14 protein-coding genes are annotated in these 20866 nt (G+C 66.9%); 9 read left to right on the top strand and 5 right to left on the bottom strand.

Annotated features, from left to right (window positions below; genetic code table 11):
- The 7 genes from AC1RSI_RS04865 (at position 1) to AC1RSI_RS04835 (ending at position 6983) form a co-directional block, all read left to right on the top strand.
- Complete coding sequence (locus tag AC1RSI_RS04865; RefSeq protein ID WP_008261070.1) at positions 1–252, top strand: ACT domain-containing protein; 252 nt, start codon at positions 1–3, stop codon at positions 250–252.
- Entirely contained in the window at positions 252–1499 is a 1248-nt protein-coding gene (locus tag AC1RSI_RS04860) for a 2-isopropylmalate synthase (RefSeq protein ID WP_154725851.1), read from the top strand. Before AC1RSI_RS04865 ends, AC1RSI_RS04860 begins: the two co-directional genes overlap by 1 nt.
- Entirely contained in the window at positions 1492–2949 is a 1458-nt protein-coding gene (gene leuC / locus AC1RSI_RS04855) for a 3-isopropylmalate dehydratase large subunit (protein WP_154725850.1), read from the top strand. Before AC1RSI_RS04860 ends, leuC begins: the two co-directional genes overlap by 8 nt.
- On the top strand, positions 2942–3526 hold the full coding sequence (leuD, locus tag AC1RSI_RS04850; protein ID WP_154725849.1) for a 3-isopropylmalate dehydratase small subunit: 585 nt from the start codon (positions 2942–2944) through the stop codon (positions 3524–3526). Before leuC ends, leuD begins: the two co-directional genes overlap by 8 nt.
- A complete protein-coding gene (gene leuB, locus AC1RSI_RS04845) occupies positions 3526–4632 on the top strand; it encodes a 3-isopropylmalate dehydrogenase (RefSeq protein ID WP_154725848.1) in 1107 nt (368 codons plus the stop codon). Before leuD ends, leuB begins: the two co-directional genes overlap by 1 nt.
- A 215-nt stretch (positions 4633–4847) precedes the next feature.
- Complete coding sequence (locus AC1RSI_RS04840; RefSeq protein WP_154725847.1) at positions 4848–6197, top strand: ammonium transporter; 1350 nt, start codon at positions 4848–4850, stop codon at positions 6195–6197.
- Positions 6198–6287: 90 nt separating this feature from the next.
- Positions 6288–6983: a TorF family putative porin gene (locus tag AC1RSI_RS04835; protein ID WP_008259480.1), complete on the top strand. Its 696-nt coding sequence runs from the start codon at positions 6288–6290 to the stop codon at positions 6981–6983.
- A gap of 52 nt (positions 6984–7035) precedes the next feature.
- Here AC1RSI_RS04835 and AC1RSI_RS04830 read toward each other — a convergent pair whose 3' ends face one another.
- From AC1RSI_RS04830 to AC1RSI_RS04820, 3 genes are all read right to left on the bottom strand, one after another.
- Complete coding sequence (locus AC1RSI_RS04830) at positions 7036–9405, bottom strand: glucan 1,4-alpha-glucosidase (protein ID WP_447941587.1); 2370 nt, start codon at positions 9403–9405, stop codon at positions 7036–7038.
- 9 nt (positions 9406–9414) lie between these two features.
- Positions 9415–10950, bottom strand: a complete 1536-nt coding sequence (locus tag AC1RSI_RS04825) for an MFS transporter (protein WP_154725845.1) — start codon at positions 10948–10950, stop codon at positions 9415–9417.
- Positions 10951–11116: 166 nt separating this feature from the next.
- Complete coding sequence (locus AC1RSI_RS04820) at positions 11117–13183, bottom strand: glycoside hydrolase family 97 protein (protein WP_154725844.1); 2067 nt, start codon at positions 13181–13183, stop codon at positions 11117–11119.
- Between the two features lie 103 nt (positions 13184–13286).
- Between AC1RSI_RS04820 and AC1RSI_RS04815 the strand changes: the two genes are divergently transcribed.
- Positions 13287–14300: a LacI family DNA-binding transcriptional regulator gene (locus tag AC1RSI_RS04815; RefSeq protein WP_008264064.1), complete on the top strand. Its 1014-nt coding sequence runs from the start codon at positions 13287–13289 to the stop codon at positions 14298–14300.
- Between the two features lie 5 nt (positions 14301–14305).
- Here AC1RSI_RS04815 and AC1RSI_RS04810 read toward each other — a convergent pair whose 3' ends face one another.
- Together AC1RSI_RS04810 and AC1RSI_RS04805 are read right to left on the bottom strand one after the other, a co-directional pair.
- Entirely contained in the window at positions 14306–15946 is a 1641-nt protein-coding gene (locus tag AC1RSI_RS04810; protein ID WP_052004815.1) for an alpha-amylase family glycosyl hydrolase, read from the bottom strand.
- Positions 15943–17763, bottom strand: a complete 1821-nt coding sequence (locus AC1RSI_RS04805; protein WP_154725843.1) for an alpha-amylase family glycosyl hydrolase — start codon at positions 17761–17763, stop codon at positions 15943–15945. Before AC1RSI_RS04805 ends, AC1RSI_RS04810 begins: the two co-directional genes overlap by 4 nt.
- Before the next feature lie 285 nt (positions 17764–18048).
- Here AC1RSI_RS04805 and AC1RSI_RS04800 point away from each other — a divergent pair, with 285 nt between their 5' ends.
- Positions 18049–20850: a TonB-dependent receptor gene (locus AC1RSI_RS04800; protein ID WP_197019711.1), complete on the top strand. Its 2802-nt coding sequence runs from the start codon at positions 18049–18051 to the stop codon at positions 20848–20850.
- Positions 20851–20866 lie beyond the last annotated feature (16 nt).

Here is a 20866-nt window from a genome sequence, read left to right as displayed (position 1 = left end):
ATGAGCGACACGATCCACATCCAGATCGACCGTGCGGACGGTTCGCTTCAGCGTCTCATCGGCCTTGTGGAGCGCCGCGGCTTCCACATCGACGGCATGAACATGGCCGACGAGGGAGCCTTCCGCCGCATCTCCCTGACCGTGCGCGGCCGTGACGCCGGGCGTTGCATGGAGAATCTGGGCCGCCAGATCGACCGCCTGTTCGGCGTGCGCCGCATCGGCAACGACATTATTCAATCCGAGGCCGCGTAATGACCGCCGAACACGTACGAGTATCCGGCGTATCCCGAACCGCGGAGATCGCCGCCGACCCCAACCGGGTCATCGTGTTCGACACGACGATGCGGGACGGGGAACAGGCGCCCGGCTTCTCCATGAGCGCCCAAGCCAAGGTGAAGATGGCCCAGGTCCTGAAGGACCTGGGCGTCGACGTTATCGAGGCCGGCTTCGCCGCCGCCTCGCCGGGCGACGAAGACTGCATCCGCCGCGTGGCGGGCGAGGTCGAGGGGCCGGTCTTCTGCTCCCTGTCGCGCGCCAACGAAAAGGACATCGACGCCACCTTCCGCGCGCTGCAGCCGGCGCCCAAGTCACATCGCCGCTGCCACACCTTCATCGGCACCAGCCCGATCCACCGCACCGCCAAGCTGAAGATGTCGACCAACGAGGTGCTGTCGACGGCCGTGCGCTCGGTCGAATACGCCGCCAGCCTGTTCGACGACGTCGAGTTCTCGGCCGAGGACGCCTTCCGGACCGAGCCCGAATTCCTGGCCGATGTGCTGGAGGCCGCCGCCGACGCCGGCGCCCGGACCCTGAACGTGCCCGACACCGTCGGCTATGCGACTCCGGAAGAGGTGTGCGAGACCTATCGCGCCCTGGCGGCGCGGATCCACAAGCGGCATCCGCATGTGATCTTCTCGGCCCATTGCCACGACGACCTGGGCATGGCGGTCGCCAACTCCCTGGCCGCCGTCGAGGGCGGGGCGCGTCAGGTCGAGGGCGCGATCAACGGCATCGGCGAACGCGCCGGCAACGCCTCGATCGAAGAGGTCATCATGGCCCTGAAGGTCCGCGAGGATCGTTACGGCGTCACGACCGGCGCCGACAGCCGCCACCTGGTCCGCGCCTCGAAGATCCTGTGCGAGATCACCGAGACGGTCATCGCCCGCAACAAGTCGGTGGTCGGCATCAACGCCTTCGCTCACGAGGCCGGCATCCACCAGCACGGCATGCTGGCCGACAGCCGCACCTATGAGATCATGCGGCCCCAGGACGTGGGCTTCGAGAGCAGCTGGTTCGTTCTGGGCAAGCACTCGGGCCGTCACGCCATCGCCAAACGCGCCGAGACCATCGGCCGTCCCATCGAGGGCGAGCGTCTGGTCGCGGTGGTCGCCGGCTTCAAGCAGCGCGCCGACCAGATCGGCGAGATCAACGACGCGGAGCTGATCGCCATCATCGACGCCGTGGACGGCGTGTCGGAGACGGTGGCCCAGTATGCCTGATCCAAAAACCCTGTTCGACAAGGTCTGGGACGCCCACGTCGTGCGGAACGAGACGGTCGACACGCCCGGGGTTCTGTATATCGACCTGCACCTGGTCCATGAGGTCACCAGCCCTCAGGCCTTCAGCGAGATCGAGGCGCGCGGCCTGAAGGTGCGCCGCCCCGACCGGACCTATGCGACCCTGGACCATTCGACCCCGACCCTGCCGGCGGGGCTGAACGGGCTGAAACCCTATGTCACCGCCCAGGCCGAGGCCCAGGTGCATCGGCTGGAGAAGAACTGCGCCGCTCATGGGGTGCCGCTGGCGGGCTGGGGCTCCGAAGACCGGGGCGTGGTCCATGTCATGGGGCCGGAGCTGGGCCTGACCCAGCCGGGCATGACCGTGGTCTGCGGCGACAGCCATACCGCCACACACGGCGCCTTCGGGGCTTTGGCCTTCGGCATCGGCACGTCCGAAGTCGGCCATGTGCTGGCGACCCAGTGCCTGTTGCAGCGCAAGGCCAAGGCCATGCGGGTGACGGTGACAGGCCAACTGCAGTCCGGCGTCTCGGGCAAGGATGTCGCCCTGGCCGTCATCGCCGCCATCGGCTTCGGCGGCGGCACCGGCTATGTCATCGAATACGCCGGCGAGGCGGTGCGGTCGCTGGACATGGAAGGGCGGATGACCCTGTGTAACATGTCTATCGAGGCGGGCGCCCGCGCGGGCATGATCGCCCCGGACCAGACCACCATCGACTGGCTGCGCGGCCGCAAGCATGTCCCCGCCGACTACGAGGCTGCGACGGCCGAATGGCTGAAGCTGGCCACGGATCCGGGCTCGAGCTTCGACAAGGAAGTCGTCATCGACGGCGCCGCCATTCGCCCGATGGCGACCTGGGGCACGACGCCGGATGCGGGCGCTCCCATCGGGACGCCCGTGCCGCAGCCCCAGTCGGACAGCGACCGCAAGGCCATCGCCTATATGGGCTTCACCCCCGGCGAGGCGACGACCAGCCAGCCGGTGGACGTGGTCTTCATCGGTTCCTGCACCAACGGCCGTCTGCCCGACCTGCGCGCCGCCGCAGAGGTGCTGCGTGGGCGCAAGGTCAAGCCGGGCCTGCGCATGCTGGTCGTGCCGGGCTCGGAAGCCGTGCGTCGCGACGCCGAGGCCGAAGGCCTGCACGAGGTCTTCATCGCCGCCGGCGCCGAATGGCGTATCCCCGGCTGTTCGATGTGTATCGCCATGAACGGGGATTTCGTCGCGCCCGGCCAGTTGGCGGTCTCGACCTCGAACCGCAATTTCGAAGGCCGCCAGGGCAAGGATGCCCGCACCATCCTGGCCAGTCCGGCGACGGCGGCGGCGACGGCGGTGGCCGGGGTGCTGACCGATCCGCGCGTCTATCTGCGGGAGGCGACTGCCCTCAAGCAGTCGAGCGCCGCGCGCGAGACGGTAGGAGCGCAAAATGTCTGAGCCCTTTCAGGTCCTGACCTCCCGCACGGTGACGCTCAGCCAGGCCAATATCGACACCGACCAGATCATCCCCGCGCGCTTCCTGACGACGACGTCGCGCGAGGGGCTGGGCAAGGCGGCCTTTTATGACTGGCGCTATGAGACGGACGGATCGGAGAAGCCCGAGGCCATCCTGAACCGCATCGATCCGGCCGAGCATCGCATCCTGCTGGCGGGCAAGAATTTCGCCTGCGGCTCGTCGCGCGAACACGCCCCCTGGGCCCTGTACGACTATGGGTTCCGGGCCGTGATCTCGACCGAGATCGCTGACATTTTTACATCTAACGCGTTGAAAAATGGTCTTCTGCCCATCGTCGTCAGCCAGGACGTCTGGGACGATCTGGCGTCGCAACCGGACCAACCGGTCACGATCGACCTTCAAGCCAACCAGATCCGACGCGGCAATGCTCAGCCCGTGCCGTTCGAGGTCGAATCCTTCGCGCGCGAATGCCTGCTGAACGGGGTGGACACCCTGGGCTGGCTGCAATCAAACCTGCCTGAGATCGAAGCCTTTGAGCGTTCGAGAGAGATCGTCTGATGCCCCATACCGCCCCCAAGACCTATAATATCGTCCTGCTGCCCGGCGACGGCGTCGGGCCGGAGGTGACGCGCGCCGCGCGCGACGTCCTGGCGGTCATCGGCGACTTCTACGGCCACAGTTTCAACTTCTCCGAACATCTGATCGGCGGCGCCGCCATCGACGAGACGGGCGAGCCCCTGCCAGAGGCGACCCGCGCCGCCTGCGTCGCCGCCGACGCGGTTCTGCTGGGCGCCGTCGGCGGTCCCAAATGGGACGGCGGCAAGCGCCGGCCCGAGGAAGGCCTGTTGGCGATCCGCAAGGCCATGGGCCTGTTCGCCAATCTGCGGCCGCTGCAGGTCTCGCCAGTGATGGCGCACCGTTCGCCGCTGAAGAAGGAGATCGTCGAAGGCGTCGATCTGATCGTCTTCCGCGAACTGACCGGCGGCGTCTATTTCGGCGAGAAGACCCGCACCGCCGACCGCGCCACCGACCTGTGCGAATATACGGTGCCGGAGATCGAGCGCGTCACCCGCGCCGCCTTCCAGACCGCTCGCCAGCGGCGCGGCAAGGTGACCTCGGTCGACAAGGCCAATGTCATGGAGACCAGCCGCCTGTGGCGCGAGGTCGTGACCCGCATCCACGCCGAGGAATTCCCCGAGATCGCGCTGGAGCACGCCCTGGTCGATTCCATGGCCATGCACCTGATCCGCAAACCGCGCGAATATGACGTCATCCTGACCGAGAACATGTTCGGCGACATCCTGTCGGACGAGATCTCGGTGCTGGGCGGTTCGATCGGCCTGCTGCCCTCGGCCTCGCTGGGTACGGAAGGACCGGGCCTGTTCGAGCCGATCCACGGCTCGGCGCCGGACATCGCCGGACAGGATCTGGCCAATCCGGTGGGGACGATCCTGTCGGCGGCCCTTCTGCTGCGCCACAGCCTGAAGCTGGAGGACGAGGCCGATTCCATCGAGGCCGCCGTCGCCGCGGTTCTGGCGGCCGGCGCCGTCACCGCCGACCTAGGCGGCGCCCTGGGCACGCGCGCGGCGACCGAGGCCGTGATCGACGCCATCCGCGCCATCCACTGGGCGGCGGCGCATCGGGTGCAGATGCACTGGGCCTGACCTGATCGGGCTGCGAAATTCGTACCGCGAACATCGTTACCGAGAACACGATTTTGATATTTTAGCCCCGCATGACGCATCGATCATGCGGGGCTTAACTTTTGTTCAATGACCGTTGCAAGAAAGTTGCACCGTTTACGGTCAAGCCCCTTGCGTAAGACGCGATTGCAGTAAAACCTTCGCATCTGCGAGATTGCTAAGGGGGATTTTTGCTCATGTCGCGTGTCTGGAATCGACTTCCGGGAGCCGTCGCGCTCCTGTGTCTGACCATTGGTCTCTTCTATGCGGGCGGGGCCTTCGCCCAGACGCCCGTGGCGGCGCCAGCCCTGCTGGCGCACCAGTCGGTGCTGGAACTGGACGGCGCCGGCACGGCCTGGCTGGGCACCTCGACCGCTCTGGTCCTGTTGATGACCCTGCCGGGTCTGGCCCTGTTCTACGGCGGCATGGTGCGCCGCAAGAACGTCATCGCCACCATCACCCAGTCGGTCGGCGTCTTCGCCGTGGTCTCGCTGGTCTGGTTCATCGCCGGCTACAGCATCGCCTTCGGCGCCAACCCTGACGCCGCGCTTCAGCCCTATGTGGGCGGCCTGGACATGCTGTTCCTGAACGGCGTGACCCTGGGCACGGCGAACACCCTGCTGACCGGCATTCCCGAATATCTGTTCATCGCCTTCCAGATGACCTTCGCCATCATCACCCCGGCCCTGGTCACCGGCGCCTTCGCCGAGCGGATGAAATATTCCGGTCTGCTGCTGTTCACGGCCCTGTGGTCGCTGCTGGTCTATTCGCCCATCTGCCACTGGGTCTGGGGCGGCGGCTTCCTGGGCGCCGCCGGCGTGCTGGACTTCGCAGGCGGCGCGGTCGTTCACGTCAACTCGGGCGTCGCGGGGCTGGTCTGCGCCATCTTCCTGGGTCGTCGCAAGGGCTATGGCGCCGAGCCGATCATCGCCCACAACCCGGTGCTGACCATGATCGGCGCCTCGCTGCTGCTGGTCGGCTGGATCGGCTTCAACGCCGGCTCGGCGGGCGCGGCGAACGAACTGATGGGCGTGGCCCTGCTGAACACCGTCCTGGCCGCCGCCGCCGCCGCCCTGACCTGGAAGATCATCGAACTGATCGAGAAGAAGAAGGTCTCGCTGATCGGCATGCTGTCGGGCGTGGTCGCCGGTCTGGTCGCCATCACCCCGGCCGCCGGTTTCGTCGATCCCAAGGGCGCGGTCATCATCGGCCTGATCGCCGGACCGGTCTGCTACATCTCCTCGGTCTGGATCAAGAAACTGCTGCGCTACGACGACTCCCTGGACGCCTTCGGCATCCATGGCGCCGGCGGTCTGATCGGCGCCCTGCTGACCGGCGTGTTCGCGACCACCGCGATCAACAGCCTGTCGGAAGGCGCCAATGTCGGCGCCCAGGCCTTGGGCCTGGCCTGGACCATCGCCTACAGCGCGGTCGGCACCTTCGTCATTCTCATCATCTGCAAGTTCACCACGGGCCTGCGCGTGAGCGAGGCGGAAGAAGCCGCCGGTCTGGACACCTCGCTGCATGGCGAGAGTCTGGACCACTGACGAAATCGGGACGCGGCTCCGCCGGCCGCGTCCCGTCCGCCGGGCCTGTCCCGGCTCTATAGAAACAAATATAATCAAGGGGATATGACTATGAAGTTTGGGTTCTTCCGTTCCGCCGCTGCGGCCGCTCTCGCCACCGGCCTGATCGGTCTGGCCGCGCCCGCCTCGGCGCAAAGCGACATCGACGTCGCGTTCAACGCCGGTATCGTCACTGACTATGTGTTCCGTGGCTTCAGCCAGACGGGCGAAGATCCGGCCATCCAGGGCGGCGTCGATCTGACGGCCGGCAGTTTCTACGCCGGCGCCTGGGCCTCGAACGTGGACTTCGGCGACGACACCGATGCTGAGTTCGACATCTACGGGGGCTATCGCACCGAAGCGGCCGGCTTCGCCCTCGACTTCGGCGTGATCGGCTATCTGTATGCTGGCACGCCCGACGGAGCCGACTACAACTACGCAGAGTTCAAGGCGGCCGCCTCGCGCGCCGTCGGACCCGCCACGGTCGGCGCCGCCGTCTATTACTCGCCCGACTTCTTCGGGGTCGACGAAGCGGCGACCTATGCAGAAATCAACGGCGCCTTCAGCCCGGCTGACAAATGGACGATCTCGGGCGCTGTCGGCCAGCAATGGCTGGACGTCAGCGACGACTATGTGACTTGGAACGCCGGCGTCGCCTATGCCCTGACCGACAATCTGGCTCTCGACGTGCGCTACTACGACACCGACGTGGACGGCGTGCCTAACGCCGAGGACCGCGTGGTCGGCTCGGTCAAGCTGGTCTTCTGAATCCTAGCACATCGAGTAGGGCCCCGGAGAGCGATCTCCGGGGCCTTTTTCTTTAGCGGGCGTAGCGGCTTTCGACCGGATCGTACCGGTCCCAGACCTTGCCGTCGGCCAGCGACCGCAGCAGCTTCAGATATTCGGCGTGGGTCCAGGCCAGGGGGGTGGCGGAATCCGTATTCTGACCCAGGGCGTAGTCGTGGGCCGTGGGATCGCCGACCCCGTCCCAGACCTGTTCGGCCAGCATCAGGCCGTCGTTGGCGAACCGCTCCATGCCGCGCACATAGGTCTGGCGGATGGCGGCGATGTCGGCGGGCGAGGGCGCGCCGTTCAGGCTGACGCGGGCCAGTTCATAATGGCCGCGCTCGCCCGTGAAGAAGGGCCAGACCCGGCCGCGCTGACCCGGGCTCATCTGGCCGCCCACGCCGTAGTTGGCTCCGGTCAGGTGATCCTCGCCGTAACCGTCGACGCCGTAGCGGCGCCAGCCCGGCGTCCTGTCGCCCTCGGGGCCGAAGTCGTAGCGGACGCGGTACAGGTCATTCAGGCCCTGGTCGTCATAGACCGGCAGGGTGGAGACGATATGCGGATCGTCGGCCTTGCGCACCCCGTAGCGCACCAGTTCCAGGAAGCCGCCGTCCACCACCCGATCCTCGGCCGGGGCGATCTGGCCGTTGGCGGCGCCGATCGGGGCCTTGTCGTTCGGGTTCTCGTTCTGGGTGATGCGGATGTAGTAACGGCCGTTCCCGAAGTCGCCGTTGGTGGTGAACATCCGCTCTTCGATCTTGGACGCATAGCTGTCGGCGGCGGACTGGTAGCGGGTCGCGCCCGCCGCGTCGCCCGAGGCGCGGGCCATCTCGGCCGCGACGGTCAGGCCGGCGACCACGGCGGCGGTGCTGGACGGGGAATAGCCCTGCTGCTCTTCCCAGCGTTCCTGCTGGGTGAAGGGCGGCTTGATCTCGGCCTCGTTCCACAACAGCCCGACCTTGCCGCCATCGACCAGGAAGTCGGCGGCCGGCTTCAGCATGGCGGTGTAGTGCTCGGTCATCTCGGCGTCTGACAGCCAGCCCATCTTCCACAGACGATAGCCCAGCATGATCGGCATGGCCGTCTGGTCCAGCTGAACCGCGACCCATTCCAGCTCGCCGTCCACATGGGTCTTCTGCAGGAACCAGCCGCCGACGCCGGTGTTGCCCGGCGTGTCCGGCCCGACCTGGACCTGGGGCAGATAGTTGAAGGCCGCCAGCGGCGTCTCCCTGTCGCCCAGGGCCGCCAGGGCCATGGCCACCTGATAGAAGTCGCGCGGCCAGACCGCCTTGTAGCCGGTCGAGGATTTCGACGCGTCCACCGTGTCGCCCCAGGGATTCGACAGCGACGCGATCAGGGCGCCGGCGTGGGTGCGGTCCTCCTGCACCTTCAGCATCAGGGCCGAGGCATAGGCCAGCTTGCCCCCGTCGGTCGCCTGTTCGGCGATGCGGGGCAGTTCGGTCAGGGAGGCGACATAGTCCTCCCAACCGGCGCGCTCGCCCTCGCCGTTGAAGCGGGCCAGCACCTCGTCCAGGCCGGTCGCGAAGGCGCCGTCCGCCGCCGCTTCGGCCGCCGCCTCGCTGTCGCCGAAGCCGATGACGAAGTCGCGGCTGAGGCTCTGGCCCATGCGCAGGGTCGGCAGGGCGCCGGTCATCATGGTGTTGCCGGCGGTCTCGCCGGTCGAGGCGTAGGTCCAGTCCAGCTTGCCGTCCTTCAGATCGGTCAGGCCGTCGGACGCGCCGACGAAGCCGACGCTGGCGGCGGCGAAGGCCTCGCTGGGCTTCAGCAACAGGTGCGTGTCGCCTTCCCAGGCGTGGAAGCCCTGGGCCGTGACGGCGCCGCGATCCTCGACGCCGGTGTTGGCGATGTGCGGCTCCAGCAGCAGATAGGGCGTGGCCTCGCCGCTCAGGGCGGTGATCTGAACCCGCAGCACCAGGGCGTTGCGGTCGGGGTCGGTGAAGATGCGCTTCTCGATCTCGATCCGGCCGGCCTTGTCGCGCGTCGTGACCTTGTAGGCGGGCGACAGGGGGCGTCCCTCGGCGTCCACGTGCAGGTATTCGGTCTTGGCCGTGGTGTCGTCGCCTTCCAGCGCCAGACCATCCGGCGTGACGACGGCGAAGCGAAGCGCCTTGATCTGGGCCTCGTGGATCAGGCCGTACATGGTCTCGGTCAGGACGCCGTCGGCGATCGAGAACCAGACCTTGGACACCGCCCCGGTCGGGCCGCTGTCGCGATATTGGCCGTCTACATAGGCCTCGTAGGACGCGCCGGCGCCGGTCTTGGCGGCGCTGGACCAGGTCGGCAGGTCGCCGGGTGCGCCGGGCGCGACCGACTGTGCGGACGCGGTCGAGGCGACGGCCAGACCGGCGGCGCCGGCGAGGCAAAGGGTTTTGAATTTACGCATGGAGAAGCCTCACGGGTTGGGCGTGGGGGAGGGGGAATGTTCGCGCACCAGCAGGGCGCTCGCCGCCGCCAGCACGAAGGAAACGGCGCCGAGCACCAGGGCCCAGATGGCCTGGCCGTCGAACAGGGTCTTCAGGATCAGGCCGAGGACGGTGGCGGCCAGCAGTTGCGGCACGACGATGAAGATGTTGAAGACGCCCATATAGACGCCCATTTTCCGGTCCGGCACCGCCGCCGACAGGATGGCGTAGGGCATGGAGACGATCGAGGCCCAGGCGAAGCCGACGCCGATCATCGGCAGCCACAGCAGGCCCGGATCACGGATGACGAACACCCCGAACAGGCCCGCCGCGCCCAGCAACAGCATCAGGGCGTGGGTCGCCTTGCGGCCGATGCGCTTGGCCAGGACCGGCAGGGTGAAGGCCGCCAGGGCCGCCACGCCGTTATAGACCCCGAACAGAACCCCGACCCAGTCGGCCCCGGCGGCATAGGCGGCCGAGGTGGTGTCGGTCGTGCCGTAATGGACGCTGGTCACGGCGGCGGTCGTGTAGATCCATAGGGAGAACAGGGCGAACCAGCTGAAGAACTGGACCACCCCCAGACCCCGCATCGTCTCGGGCATGCGGAAGATGTCGTTCAGGATCTCGGTCGCGGCGTTGACGATGCGGCGGCGCTGCATCATGCCGACCGCGATCTGCAGCAACCCAAAACCGGCGAAGAAACCGGCCAGGACCAGTAGTTCCTTCTCCAGGTTCAGCGCGCCGATCAGCACGAAGCCCAGACCCCCCAGCACGGCGCAGACCAGGCCCGACGTCATCCAGCCCTGAACGCTGCGCGCCGGCGCCTCGGGTCCGTCGTCGGCGGGCGTACCCAGCGCGTCCTGCTTGGCGCGTTCGAAGGCGGCGATCTGTTCGGGGCTGTATTCTCGGGTGCTCAGCACGGTCCACAGCACGGCCGAGAACAGGCCGGCGGCGCCGACATAGAAAGCGATCTTGACCGACAGGGGCACGACCCCCGCTTCGGCCGTCGAGACCACGCCGAACACGTTCGACAACAGCCACGGCAGAACCGAGGCGAACACCGCGCCCGCGCCGATGAAGAAGCTCTGCATCGCATAGCCGGCGGTGCGCTGTTCTTCCGGCAGATTGTCGCCGACGAAGGCGCGGAACGGCTCCATGGTGATATTGATCGAGGCGTCCATGATCCACAGCATGGCCGCGGCGAACCACAGGCCGGGGCTGTTGGGCATGGCGATCAGGGCCAGGGTGGTGGCGATGGCGCCGACCAGGAAATAGGGGCGGCGACGCCCGAACCGGGTCCAGGTCCGGTCGCTGAAATGGCCGATGATCGGCTGAACCAGCAGACCTGTCAGCGGCGCGGCGATCCAGAGGATCGCCAGACTGTCGACCTCGGCGCCCAAGGTCTGGAAGATCCGACTGGTGTTGGCGTTCTGCAGGCCGAAGCCGATCTGGATGCCGAAGAAGCCGACGCACATGTTCCAGATCGCCAGGCCGGACAGGCGCGGGCGGTGGGCGAGGATTGTCATGACCTTCCCCCGCTTGCGGGGGAAGTGTCAGGCCGTGGCGCGAAGCGACACGCCTGACGATGGGGGAAGTGTCCTCTTTCATCAGAAGACTTCCCTCTCCGACCCTGGATCGCTTCGCGATCGACGGGCCACCTCTCCCGCAAGCGGGAGAGGGTCTGAATGCCGCTCATCGACGACGGCTCCGGCCCAGCGGCACGAAGCGGATCGCCTGGCCGCCGCCGGGCGCGAGCGCCAGGGTCAGAACGTCCGCCGACGTCACCTCGCGCTGCTCGATGACGATGTCCTCGCGCTTGCCGCGATAGTCGGCGTCCAGACCGTCGCGGTAGATCTCGGCCCGGTAGCGCCGCCCGTCGTCCAGGAAGTCGAGATGCGCGGTCAGGACGCGCGGATGCTCGTCGGTGACGGCCCCCAGGGCCCAGACGTCCGACGCCCGGTCCTTGCGCGCAATCGCGACATAGTCGCCGATCTCGGCCGCCAGCACGCGGGTCTCGGCCCAGTCGCAGGGCACGTCCTTGATGAACTGGAAGGGCCCCGGATTGGCCTCGTAGTTGACCAGCAGGTCGGCCGCCATCTGGATCGGGCTGTAGATGACGACATAGAGGGCCAACTGCTTGGCCCAGGTCGTCTGCACGCCGCCGGGGCTGCGTGTCTCCATGCCGAAGATGCCGGGGGTATAGTCCATCGGTCCGGCCAGCAGGCGGGTGAAGACCAGGTTCGGCTCATGCTCGGGCGGATTGCCCGGATTGCCCCAGGCCGAATATTCCATGCCGCGCTGGCCCTCGCGGCTGATGATGTTCGGATAGGTGCGGCGCAGGCCGGTGTCCTTGAACGGCTCGTGGGCGTTGATCGCCACCTTGTGACGCGCGCCCGCCTCGACGACCTTCATATGGTGCTGGGCCATCGCCTGGCTCTCGTGCCAGGCCATGACCATCTGCCCGTTCGGTCCGGCGACGCGCGCGCCTTGCGCGTCCGCCACATAGCCCGTCTTCACCGAATGGACGCCGAGGCGTTCATACAGGGCCATCGCCGGTTCGAGCTGCTGCTCATAGTGGAAGGCGTTGCCGCCCGTCTCGTGGTGGCCGATCAGTTGCACGCCCTTGGACCGGGCGTGGGCGCAGACCGTCTCGATGTCGAAATCCGGATAGGCCTCGGTGAAGCTGAAGTCCGAACCATTGGCGAACCACTGGCCATCCCAGCCCTTGTTCCAGCCCTCGACCAGAACCCCGCCGAAGCCGTGCTTGGCTGCGAAGTCGATGTGTTTGATCGCGTTCTCGGTGGTGGCGCCGTGTTTGGGGCCGGAGTTCCAGCTCTTCAGCTCCAGGTGCATCTCCCACCAGACGCCGACATATTTCATCGGCTTGAACCAGGACACGTCGCCCAGCTTGTTGGGTTCGTTCAGGTTCAGGATCAGGCTGGACTCGATCAGACCGGCCGCGCTGTCTGACACCTGCAGCGTCCGCCAAGGCGTGTTGAAGGGCGCCTGGCGCACCACGGCGGCGTTGGTCAGGCCGGGCGTCAGCTGGGCGCGGAACTTGGTGTCTTCCGACCGGCGCAGGTTCATCCCGGCGTAGTCGACGCAGGCGGCCTCGTGGATCGAGACGTGCAGGCCCGACTGGCCCTTGACCGTCATCGGCGTCTGGGCGCTGCCGACCGCGCTGATCGGGGTGCGGCTGTAGAGGTATTCCTCGCGGTTCCATTCCCAGGCCGGGCACCAGAGGGCCTCGCCGTCCTCGGCCAGGTTGAACTCGGTGATCTCGGAACCGATGCGCACCGTCTTCAGCGCGGCCTGGTCCGGGAATTCGTAGCGGAAGCCCAGGCCGTCGTCATACAGGCGGAACACCACGTCGACGCGGCGTTGCAGGCCGGCGGTCTCGGCGTAGCTGACGCGCCATTCGTTGTAATGGTTGCGGATGAACCGGCGCTCGCCCCACGGCTGCTCCCAGGTCTCGTCCATGGTCACGGGCTGGCCGGCGGTGATCGCCAGGCCGCGCTCCAGCGCCGGGGCGTCGGTCAGCAGGAAGCCCAGCTTCGACGGCGCGACCACCATCCGCCCCTGACGCATGACGGCGTACATCGGCCGGCCGTCGTTGTCGGTGAAGGCCTCGACCGTCAGGACGCCGCCGGGCGAGCTGGCGCGGGCGTGCGTCGGCGTGGTCTGCGCGCGAACGCCCGTCGCGCCGAAGGCCAGGATCGAGGCGCCGCCGAGGGCCAGGAAGGATCTGCGCTGCATCATGTGAACTCCGTTACGCCGCCTCTTGCCAACCGCTGCGAACGGTGGCTGAAATGTTTGCAGAAAAATTTGCAGTCAGAACAGGCTGTGCTGGGGACCCGCGACCTTGAGCCGCAAGACCACTCGACTTGAAGACATTGCGCGCCTGGCCGGGGTGTCGGTCGCCACCACCTCGCGGGCGCTGAACGATAGCCCCGCCGTCAATGACCGCACCAAGCAACTGATCTGGAAGCTGGCGAAGGAGCACGACTATCCGTTCCGCCGCTACATGCCTGCGGGCCCGATCGGGGCCCAGGGCACGATCGCCCTTGTGACGCCGCGACCCCAGGGACGGGAGGGCCGGATCTCCGACCCCTTCTTCCTGGAACTGCTGGCCGGAGTGGGCGAGGCGGCGCGCGAACGCGGCTGCGACCTGTTGATGAGCCATATCTCGCCCGCCACCTATGACGAGCTGGCGGCGGCGATGAACACCAGTCGCGCCGACGGCGTGATCTTCCTGGGCCAGTCCAGCCTGCATGGCGCCTTCAACCGGCTGGCGGCGGGCGACCATAGGTTCGTGGTCTGGGGCGCCGACCTGCCGGAACAGGACTATTGCTCCATCGGTTCCGACAACTTCTCGGGCGGTCGTCGAGCGACCGCGCATCTGGCGCGGCTGGGACGCACGCGGATCGTGTTTCTGGGCGACCTTGATCCGCCCGAAGCCATGCAGCGGCACCGGGGCTATCTGGAGGCGCTGGAGACGGCGGGCCTGTCGGTTGACGCCGAATTGATCGTGCCCGCCCATTTCGAGGTCGAATCCGCCGAGGCGGCCGTGGACGCCCTGGTGCGTCGGGGCGTGCGGTTTGACGGCGTGGTGGCCGCGTCCGACCAGATCGCCCTGGGCGCCGTGCGCGCGCTGGAGCATGCCGGACTGACCGTGCCGGGCGACGTCTCGGTGATCGGTTTCGACAATGTGCCCTTCAGCCGCTACTCGCGCCCGGCCCTGTCCACCATCGCCCAGGACACGATGAAGGCGGGCCGGCTGATGGTGTCCAAGCTGCTGGACCATGGGGGCGCGACCGCCGGTCGGTCGGAACGTGTTCCTACCGATCTGATCGTGCGCGAGACCTGTGGCGGCTGACCGGCTCATGCCAGTCTGAAGACCAGGCCGGCGAGCGGGGGCAGGGTGGCGCCGTCGGCCTCGGTCCAGTTGATCGCCTCGATCCGCGTCGCCTCGACGGGCGGACGCCATTCGACCGGATCGTGGCCCAGGTTGAAGACGCACAGAAGCTGTTCCCCACTCCCGCCGCGCTCCCGCCGTTCGAACACCAACAGGTGCGAGGTCTCGATCGGCGCCATGCCGCCGTAGCGGAGGGCCGGATGCTGATGACGCAGCCGGATCATCCGGCGCGCCACCTGCAGGGTCGAGGCCGGATCGGCCTCCTGTGCATCCACCGCCAGCGGCAGATGGCGCGCATCGACCGGCAGCCAGGGCTCGACGGTGGAGAAGCCGGCGTTGGCCTGATCCGCATGCCAGGGCATGGGGGTGCGGGCGCCGTCGCGGCCCAGGGTCTCGGGCCAGTTGGCGATGGCCTCGGGATCGACCAGCCGTTCGAACGGCACCTCGGCCTGGGGCAGGCCCAGTTCCTCGCCCTGATAGACGAAGACGTTCCCGCGCAGGCAGACCAGAAGCAGCAGGGCCATCTCGGCGAAGGCCTTGCGGTCCCGGCCCTGGGCCCAGCGCGACACCGCGCGCGGCGCGTCGTGGTTCGAGAAGGTCCAGGACGGCCAGCCTTCGCCCTGCTGATCGGGCCACATGGTCTCGCCCTGGGCGACCAGTTCGCTCTTCAGCGTGTCGGCGTACAGATACAGGAAGCCATAGGCCGAGTGCAGGCGGTCGGTCCCGGCGGTGTATTCCTTCATCTCGCGGTCGGCATGGTCGCCGCCCACTTCGGCGACGGTGAACCGGCCCTCGTAGCTGTCGGTCAGGGCGCGGATCCGGTTCAGGAAGCCGATGATCTCCGGCTGGCTCTGGTTGTTGATCTTGTCCTGGAAGTCGAACGGCCGGGTGCGTTTCTTGCCGTCGTTGATCGGCGGATTGTCGGTCAGCTTCAGATCGTGGATGGAGAAGTTGATGGCGTCCAGCCGGAAGCCGTCCACCCCCCGATCCAGCCAGAAGCGCGCGGCCTCGATCAGGGCGTCCTGAACCGCCGGATTGCGCACGTTCAACTGCGGCTGGGAGGCCAGGAAGTTGTGCATATAGTACTGGCCGCGCCGGGCGTTCCAGGTCCAGGCCGGCCCCCCGAACACCGACTGCCAGTTCGACGGCGGCGATCCGTCCGGCTTGGCGTCGGCCCAGACGTACCAGTCGGCGTGCGGCCCGCTGCGCGACGCGCGGCTGTCCAGGAACCAGGGGTGTTCGTCGGAGGTGTGCGAGAAGACCTGGTCGATCACCACCTTCAGACCCAACGCGTGGGCCCGCGCCACCAGGGCGTCGAAATCGGCCAGGGTTCCGAAGATCGGATCCACGTCGCAATAGTCGGCGACGTCATAGCCGAAGTCCTTCATCGGCGAGGTGAAGAAGGGCGACAGCCAGATCCCGTCCACGCCCAGCGAGGCGACATGGTCCAGATGCTGGGTGATCCCCTTCAGGTCGCCCACCCCGTCGTCGTTCGCATCGGCGAAACTGCGCGGATAGATCTGGTACAGCACCGCACCCCGCCACCATTCAGTGTGGGCGGTCGCCGGTCGGGCGGCGGTCGCGAGATCGAGGGTGTGGGCGTTCACTGGGGCGTGCTCTTGCAGATCAGATAGTCGAGAGGGGCGATGCGGACGGCGTAGCTGGCTGGGGCCGAAGCCTCGGCCGCGCAGTCGCCGCGAACAGCTTGCCACCGCCGCGAGCCGGGCTCCACCTCGACCTGGACCGTGACTTCGGCGGTCGAGGTGTTGAACAGGACGAGGGTTTCGCCGCCGGCCTCGTCGAGGCGGGATATGGCGAACAGGCCGGGCGCGTCGCCGGCCGCGCGAACGACCTGACGCCCGCGGCGCAGCGCCGGTTCGGCGGCGCGGATCCGGGCCATCTCGGCGATGGCCGTATAGAGAGGGGCTTCGGTCGAATAGGCCGGCTGACGACCGCCGATGGGCTGCTCCGCCGCATAGACAGCCGTCTGGCTGGCGAACATGTCCTGGCGCGAGTTTCCGTAACCGCCGGCGCCGGCGAAGCCCTGTTCGTCGCCGTAATAGAGGGTCGGCACGCCCCGGCTGAACATCATCAGGGCGTGGGCCAGTTTCACCCGGGCCAGGATCTCCGCCTCGCTGGCGTTCGGGTTCGCCTGTTTCACGAAGAAGCCGACCCGGCCCATGTCGTGGTTGCCCAGGAAGGTCGGCAGGATGGCGGCCGTCTCCGCTCCCTTGGCGTAGATGGCGTCGGCGGCGAACAACTTGGCCAGGGCATCGGTCCCCGCCTTGCCCGAGGCGACGTCCACCGCCGTCTTCTGGAACGGGAAATCCAGCACGGCCGGATAGGCGTCCACCCGCGTGAACCGCGCCGTGACCGCCGGGTCAGGGTCATAGACCTCGCCGAAGATGTGGAAGTTCGGGATGCCCTTGGCTTGCGCCCGCTCCAGCATGGCGGGGATGAAGGCCTGCCAGAACTCGGGGTTCACGTGGCGGGCGGTGTCGATGCGGTAGCCGTCGATCCCGTACTTGTCGATCCAGCCGCCGAAGATGTCGATCATGCCCTGGATCACCACCGGATCCTCGGTCAGCAGATCGTCCAGACCGGCGAAGTCCCCGTCCAGCGAGCTTTCGCCCGCAAACGTGCTGTCGCCCCGGTTATGATAGTGGATCGGGTCGTTCAGCCAGGCCGGAACCTTGGCTGTCTCTTCGCCCGCCGGGACATAGGGGCTGTAGGCGTAGTCGGGCCGGGTCAGGCGCGAGAAGTCCCGCCCGTCGAAACCCGCGTTGATCGCCGCCCCGTCCAGCCCGCCGCGACGGGTGTAGGGATAGTCGGCCCGGCTGCGGTATTCGCACGGCCGGTCGGGACACTCGCGATAGCGGATCACGTCGGCCGTGTGGTTGGCGACGATGTCCAGATAGACCTTCATGCCCCGCGCATGGGCCGCATCGACCAGGGCGCGCATCGCCGCCTCGTCGCCGAAATGCGGATCGACGGCCGTGAAGTCGGTGATCCAGTAACCGTGATGCGCCGCGCCCGTGTAGTTCCCGTGGGTCTGGACCGGCTTGTTCTTGAAGACGGGCGCCAGCCACACGGCGGTGGCGCCCAGGCCCTGGATATAGTCCAGCCTCTGGGTCACGCCGGCCAGATCGCCGCCGTGGTAGAAATCGGTGTCGGACGGGTCGAAGCCGCTCTTGAGCCGCTCGGGCGCATAGCCGCCGTGGTCGTTCGAGGGATCGCCGTTGGCGAACCGGTCGGGCAGCAGGAAGTAGATGACCTCATCCTGGGGCGGGCGCTGGCGCAGGGCGGTCAGGACGTCCGGCGTGGCCGACTGGGCCTGGACGGGCAGGGGGGAAGTCGAGGCGAACAGCGCCGCCGCCGCGATCATGGCGCGCGCCGGGGTCTTCCATTGTCGGGCGAGGGTCATCCTGTCGTTCTCCCTGTCCAGAAAGTGCAAAGCCTTCCAGATCGATTTGCAAGATTTTGCAGTCCAGGCGGCCCCTGTCAACGCGGATTAGAATGCTGCATTGCAGCAAGTAGTCGGCATGACTCTCCCGCAACGCTAAGGTTTACGGGCTGTTTGCGGTGGTTCGGGTGCGGCGAAATTACGCCCCTCGCATTAACTGCTTGCAAGAATGCCAGATGTTTGCATATTTTTGCGAAGGCTTCGGCTGCGACATTCAGAATCGCGGCAGCCCCAGGGAGGATGACAATGTCTCAACGTCTTAATCGGCGCGTGCGCCTGCTGTCGGGCGCCGCATTCGGCGCCGCCGCGCTCGTGGCCGTCAGCAGCGCCCAGGCGCAATCCGCCGCGGCGACGACCCAGGCCGACGAACAGCCTGCGGAAGTCGGCGAAATCGTCGTCACCGGCATTCGTCGCGCCATCGAAGCCTCGATCTCGGCCAAGGCCAACAATACCTCTATCGTGGAAGTCATTTCGGCCGAGGACATCGGCAAGCTTCCCGACGTCTCCATCGCCGAATCCCTGGCCCGCCTGCCGGGCGTGACCTCGCAGCGCCTCGACGGCCGCAGCCAGGCCATCTCGATCCGCGGCCTCGGCCCCGACTTCACCACCGCCCTGCTGAACGGCCGCGAGTTGGTCACGACCGGCGACAACCGCGGTGTCGAGTTCGACCAGTTCCCCTCGGAACTGCTGGGCAGCGTCGTGGTCTACAAGACCCCGGATTCGGCCCTGATCGGCCAGGGCCTGGCCGGCACCGTCGACCTGCGCACCGTCCGGCCCCTGGCCTATGGCCGTCAGGCCATCGCGGTGAACTATCGCCACGAATGGAACGACATCGGCGCCCTGAACTCGGGCACGACCGACAGCGGCGACCGCTACACCCTCTCCTACATCGACCAGTTCATGGACGGGACCCTGGGCGTCGCTCTGGGCTACGCCCACATGAGCTCGCCCTATCAGTCCGAGCGGTTCAACAGCTGGGGCTATCCGACCTATAGCGACGGCAATCTGCTGACCGGCGGCGTCAAACCCTATGTCATGTCGTCGGAGCTGGAGCGCGACGGTTATATGGGCGTGCTGGAATGGCGTCCGAACGACCGCATCCACTCGACGATCGACGCCTTCTATTCCGAGTTCAAGAACACCCAGGTTCTGCGTGGCATCGAGTTCCCGCTGGCTTGGGGCGGTTCGGCCGGGGACTGCACCGTGAACGTGCCGTCGGCGCTCTGCCGCCCGGCGCCGTCGCTGCGCCCCGGATACACAGTCGAAGACGGCATGATCGTCGCCGGCACCTGGGACAACATCAAGGGCGTCGTCCGCAACGACCTGAACAAGCGCGACAGCAACATCACGGCCCTGGGCTGGAACACCGAGTTCGTCGCCAACGACGACTGGACCCTGGGTCTGGACGTCAACTATTCGAAGGTCGAGCGGAACGACATCATCCTGGAAACCAACGCCGGGACGGGCCGCAACATCAATGGGGCGCTGGACACTCTGGGCTTCGAACTGACCGATGACGGCGTCACCCGCTTCACCAGCCAGCTAGACTACGCCGATTCGACCCTGATCCGCATTACCTCGGCCCAGGGCTGGGGCTCGGACGTCATTCCCGGCGGCCAGGTCGGCTATATGAACACCCCGTCCATCGAGGACGAGATCAAGGCCGCCCGTCTCACCGCAAACCGCACCCTGCACCAGAGCCCGTTCAAGTCGATCGACTTCGGCGTGAACTACTCGGAACGCAGCAAGAGCTTCGTCAACGACCAGTATTACATCGGCGTCCCCGGCGGCGGCGACCTGTTCGTTCCGTCGGAATACCTGCTGGATCCGACCGACCTGGGCTACCTCGGCATCTCGCAGGTGCTCAGCTACGACGCCCTGGGCGTAGTCAACAGTGGTCTGCTGGATCTGGTGCGCAATCCCAACGCCGACGTCGCCGCCGGCAACTGGGAAGTGACGGAAAAGGTCTCGACCGCCTATGTCCGCGCCAACATCGACCACGATCTGTTCGGCCTGCCGCTGACCGGCAACGTCGGCATGCAGTTCGTCTACACCGATCAGAGCTCGACCGGCTTCTCGGCGCGTCAGGTCGGTCCCGGCGTGTCGGAAACCGTCGCCGTCAGTGGCGGCGTCGAATATCTGGAAATCCTGCCCAGCTCGAACTTCATCCTGGAAGTCGGCGACGACGTGTTCGCCCGTTTCGCGGTCGCCCGCACCCTGGCGCGCCCGCGCATGGACGACATGCGCGCTTCACGAAACTACAGCTACAACACGAGCCTGAACCAGTCGACGGACGTCAATCGTTCGCCGTGGAGCGGCGGTGGCGGCAATCCGGAGCTCAAGCCCTATATCGCCGACGTGGTCGATGTTTCGTTCGAGAAATATTTCGCCAACCGCAAGGGCTATGTCTCGCTGGCCGCCTTCTACAAGCACCTCGAGACCTATGTTTACAATCGGAACCAGATCTTCGACTTCACCGGCTATCCGATCGGCCTGATCACGCCGACCAATCCCGAGCCTGCGCTGCGTCAAGGTCTGGTTGGTGCGCCGGACAACGGCGAAGGCGGCTGGATCCAGGGTCTGGAGTTTGCGATCTCCGCGCCCTTCGACATCATCCATCCGGCCCTGGAAGGCTTCGGCGGCCTGTTCAGCGCGTCACAGACGGACAGCGAGGTTCAGCCGGATCCGACCCAGGCCCCGACCACCATGCCGGGCCTGTCGGAAACCGTCATGAACGGCACGCTCTATTATGAGCGCTACGGCTTCCAGGGGCGTGTCTCGGCGCGCTACCGGTCGGATTATCTGGGCGAGGTCGCCGGCTTCGGCAACGGCCGCACCCTGCGCTCGGTCGCGGCGGAAACCGTCGTGGACGCGCAGGTCGGCTACGAGTTCCAGTCGGGTCCGCTGGAAGGCCTGTCCATCCTGGCCCAGGTCAACAACCTGACCGACGAGCCGTTCAAGACCTTCGAGAACGGCGATGAGCGCCGGACCATCGATTATCAGAGCTACGGCCGGACCTTCGCGGTGGGCATGAACTACCGCTTCTGATTTCTCCCCTGAGCAA

The sequence above is a fragment of the Brevundimonas sp. GW821-FHT10E09 genome (assembly GCF_058809375.1).
Note: the sequence above shows the minus strand (reverse complement) of the source record. Positions and strands in the feature narration are given on the sequence as shown.

Excerpts from the sequence above, each read along its gene's own strand:
- AC1RSI_RS04820 (WP_154725844.1), bottom strand. The coding sequence starts at position 13,183 with ATGATGCAGCGCAGATCCTTCCTGGCCCTCGGCGGCGCCTCGATCCTG.
- leuB (WP_154725848.1), top strand. The coding sequence starts at position 3,526 with ATGCCCCATACCGCCCCCAAGACCTATAATATCGTCCTGCTGCCCGGC.
- AC1RSI_RS04865 (WP_008261070.1), top strand. The coding sequence starts at position 1 with ATGAGCGACACGATCCACATCCAGATCGACCGTGCGGACGGTTCGCTT.
- leuC (WP_154725850.1), top strand. The coding sequence starts at position 1,492 with ATGCCTGATCCAAAAACCCTGTTCGACAAGGTCTGGGACGCCCACGTC.
- leuD (WP_154725849.1), top strand. The coding sequence starts at position 2,942 with ATGTCTGAGCCCTTTCAGGTCCTGACCTCCCGCACGGTGACGCTCAGC.
- AC1RSI_RS04800 (WP_197019711.1), top strand. The coding sequence starts at position 18,049 with ATGTCTCAACGTCTTAATCGGCGCGTGCGCCTGCTGTCGGGCGCCGCA.
- AC1RSI_RS04825 (WP_154725845.1), bottom strand. The coding sequence starts at position 10,950 with ATGACAATCCTCGCCCACCGCCCGCGCCTGTCCGGCCTGGCGATCTGG.
- AC1RSI_RS04835 (WP_008259480.1), top strand. The coding sequence starts at position 6,288 with ATGAAGTTTGGGTTCTTCCGTTCCGCCGCTGCGGCCGCTCTCGCCACC.
- AC1RSI_RS04840 (WP_154725847.1), top strand. The coding sequence starts at position 4,848 with ATGTCGCGTGTCTGGAATCGACTTCCGGGAGCCGTCGCGCTCCTGTGT.
- AC1RSI_RS04805 (WP_154725843.1), bottom strand. The coding sequence starts at position 17,763 with ATGACCCTCGCCCGACAATGGAAGACCCCGGCGCGCGCCATGATCGCG.
- AC1RSI_RS04860 (WP_154725851.1), top strand. The coding sequence starts at position 252 with ATGACCGCCGAACACGTACGAGTATCCGGCGTATCCCGAACCGCGGAG.
- AC1RSI_RS04830 (WP_447941587.1), bottom strand. The coding sequence starts at position 9,405 with ATGCGTAAATTCAAAACCCTTTGCCTCGCCGGCGCCGCCGGTCTGGCC.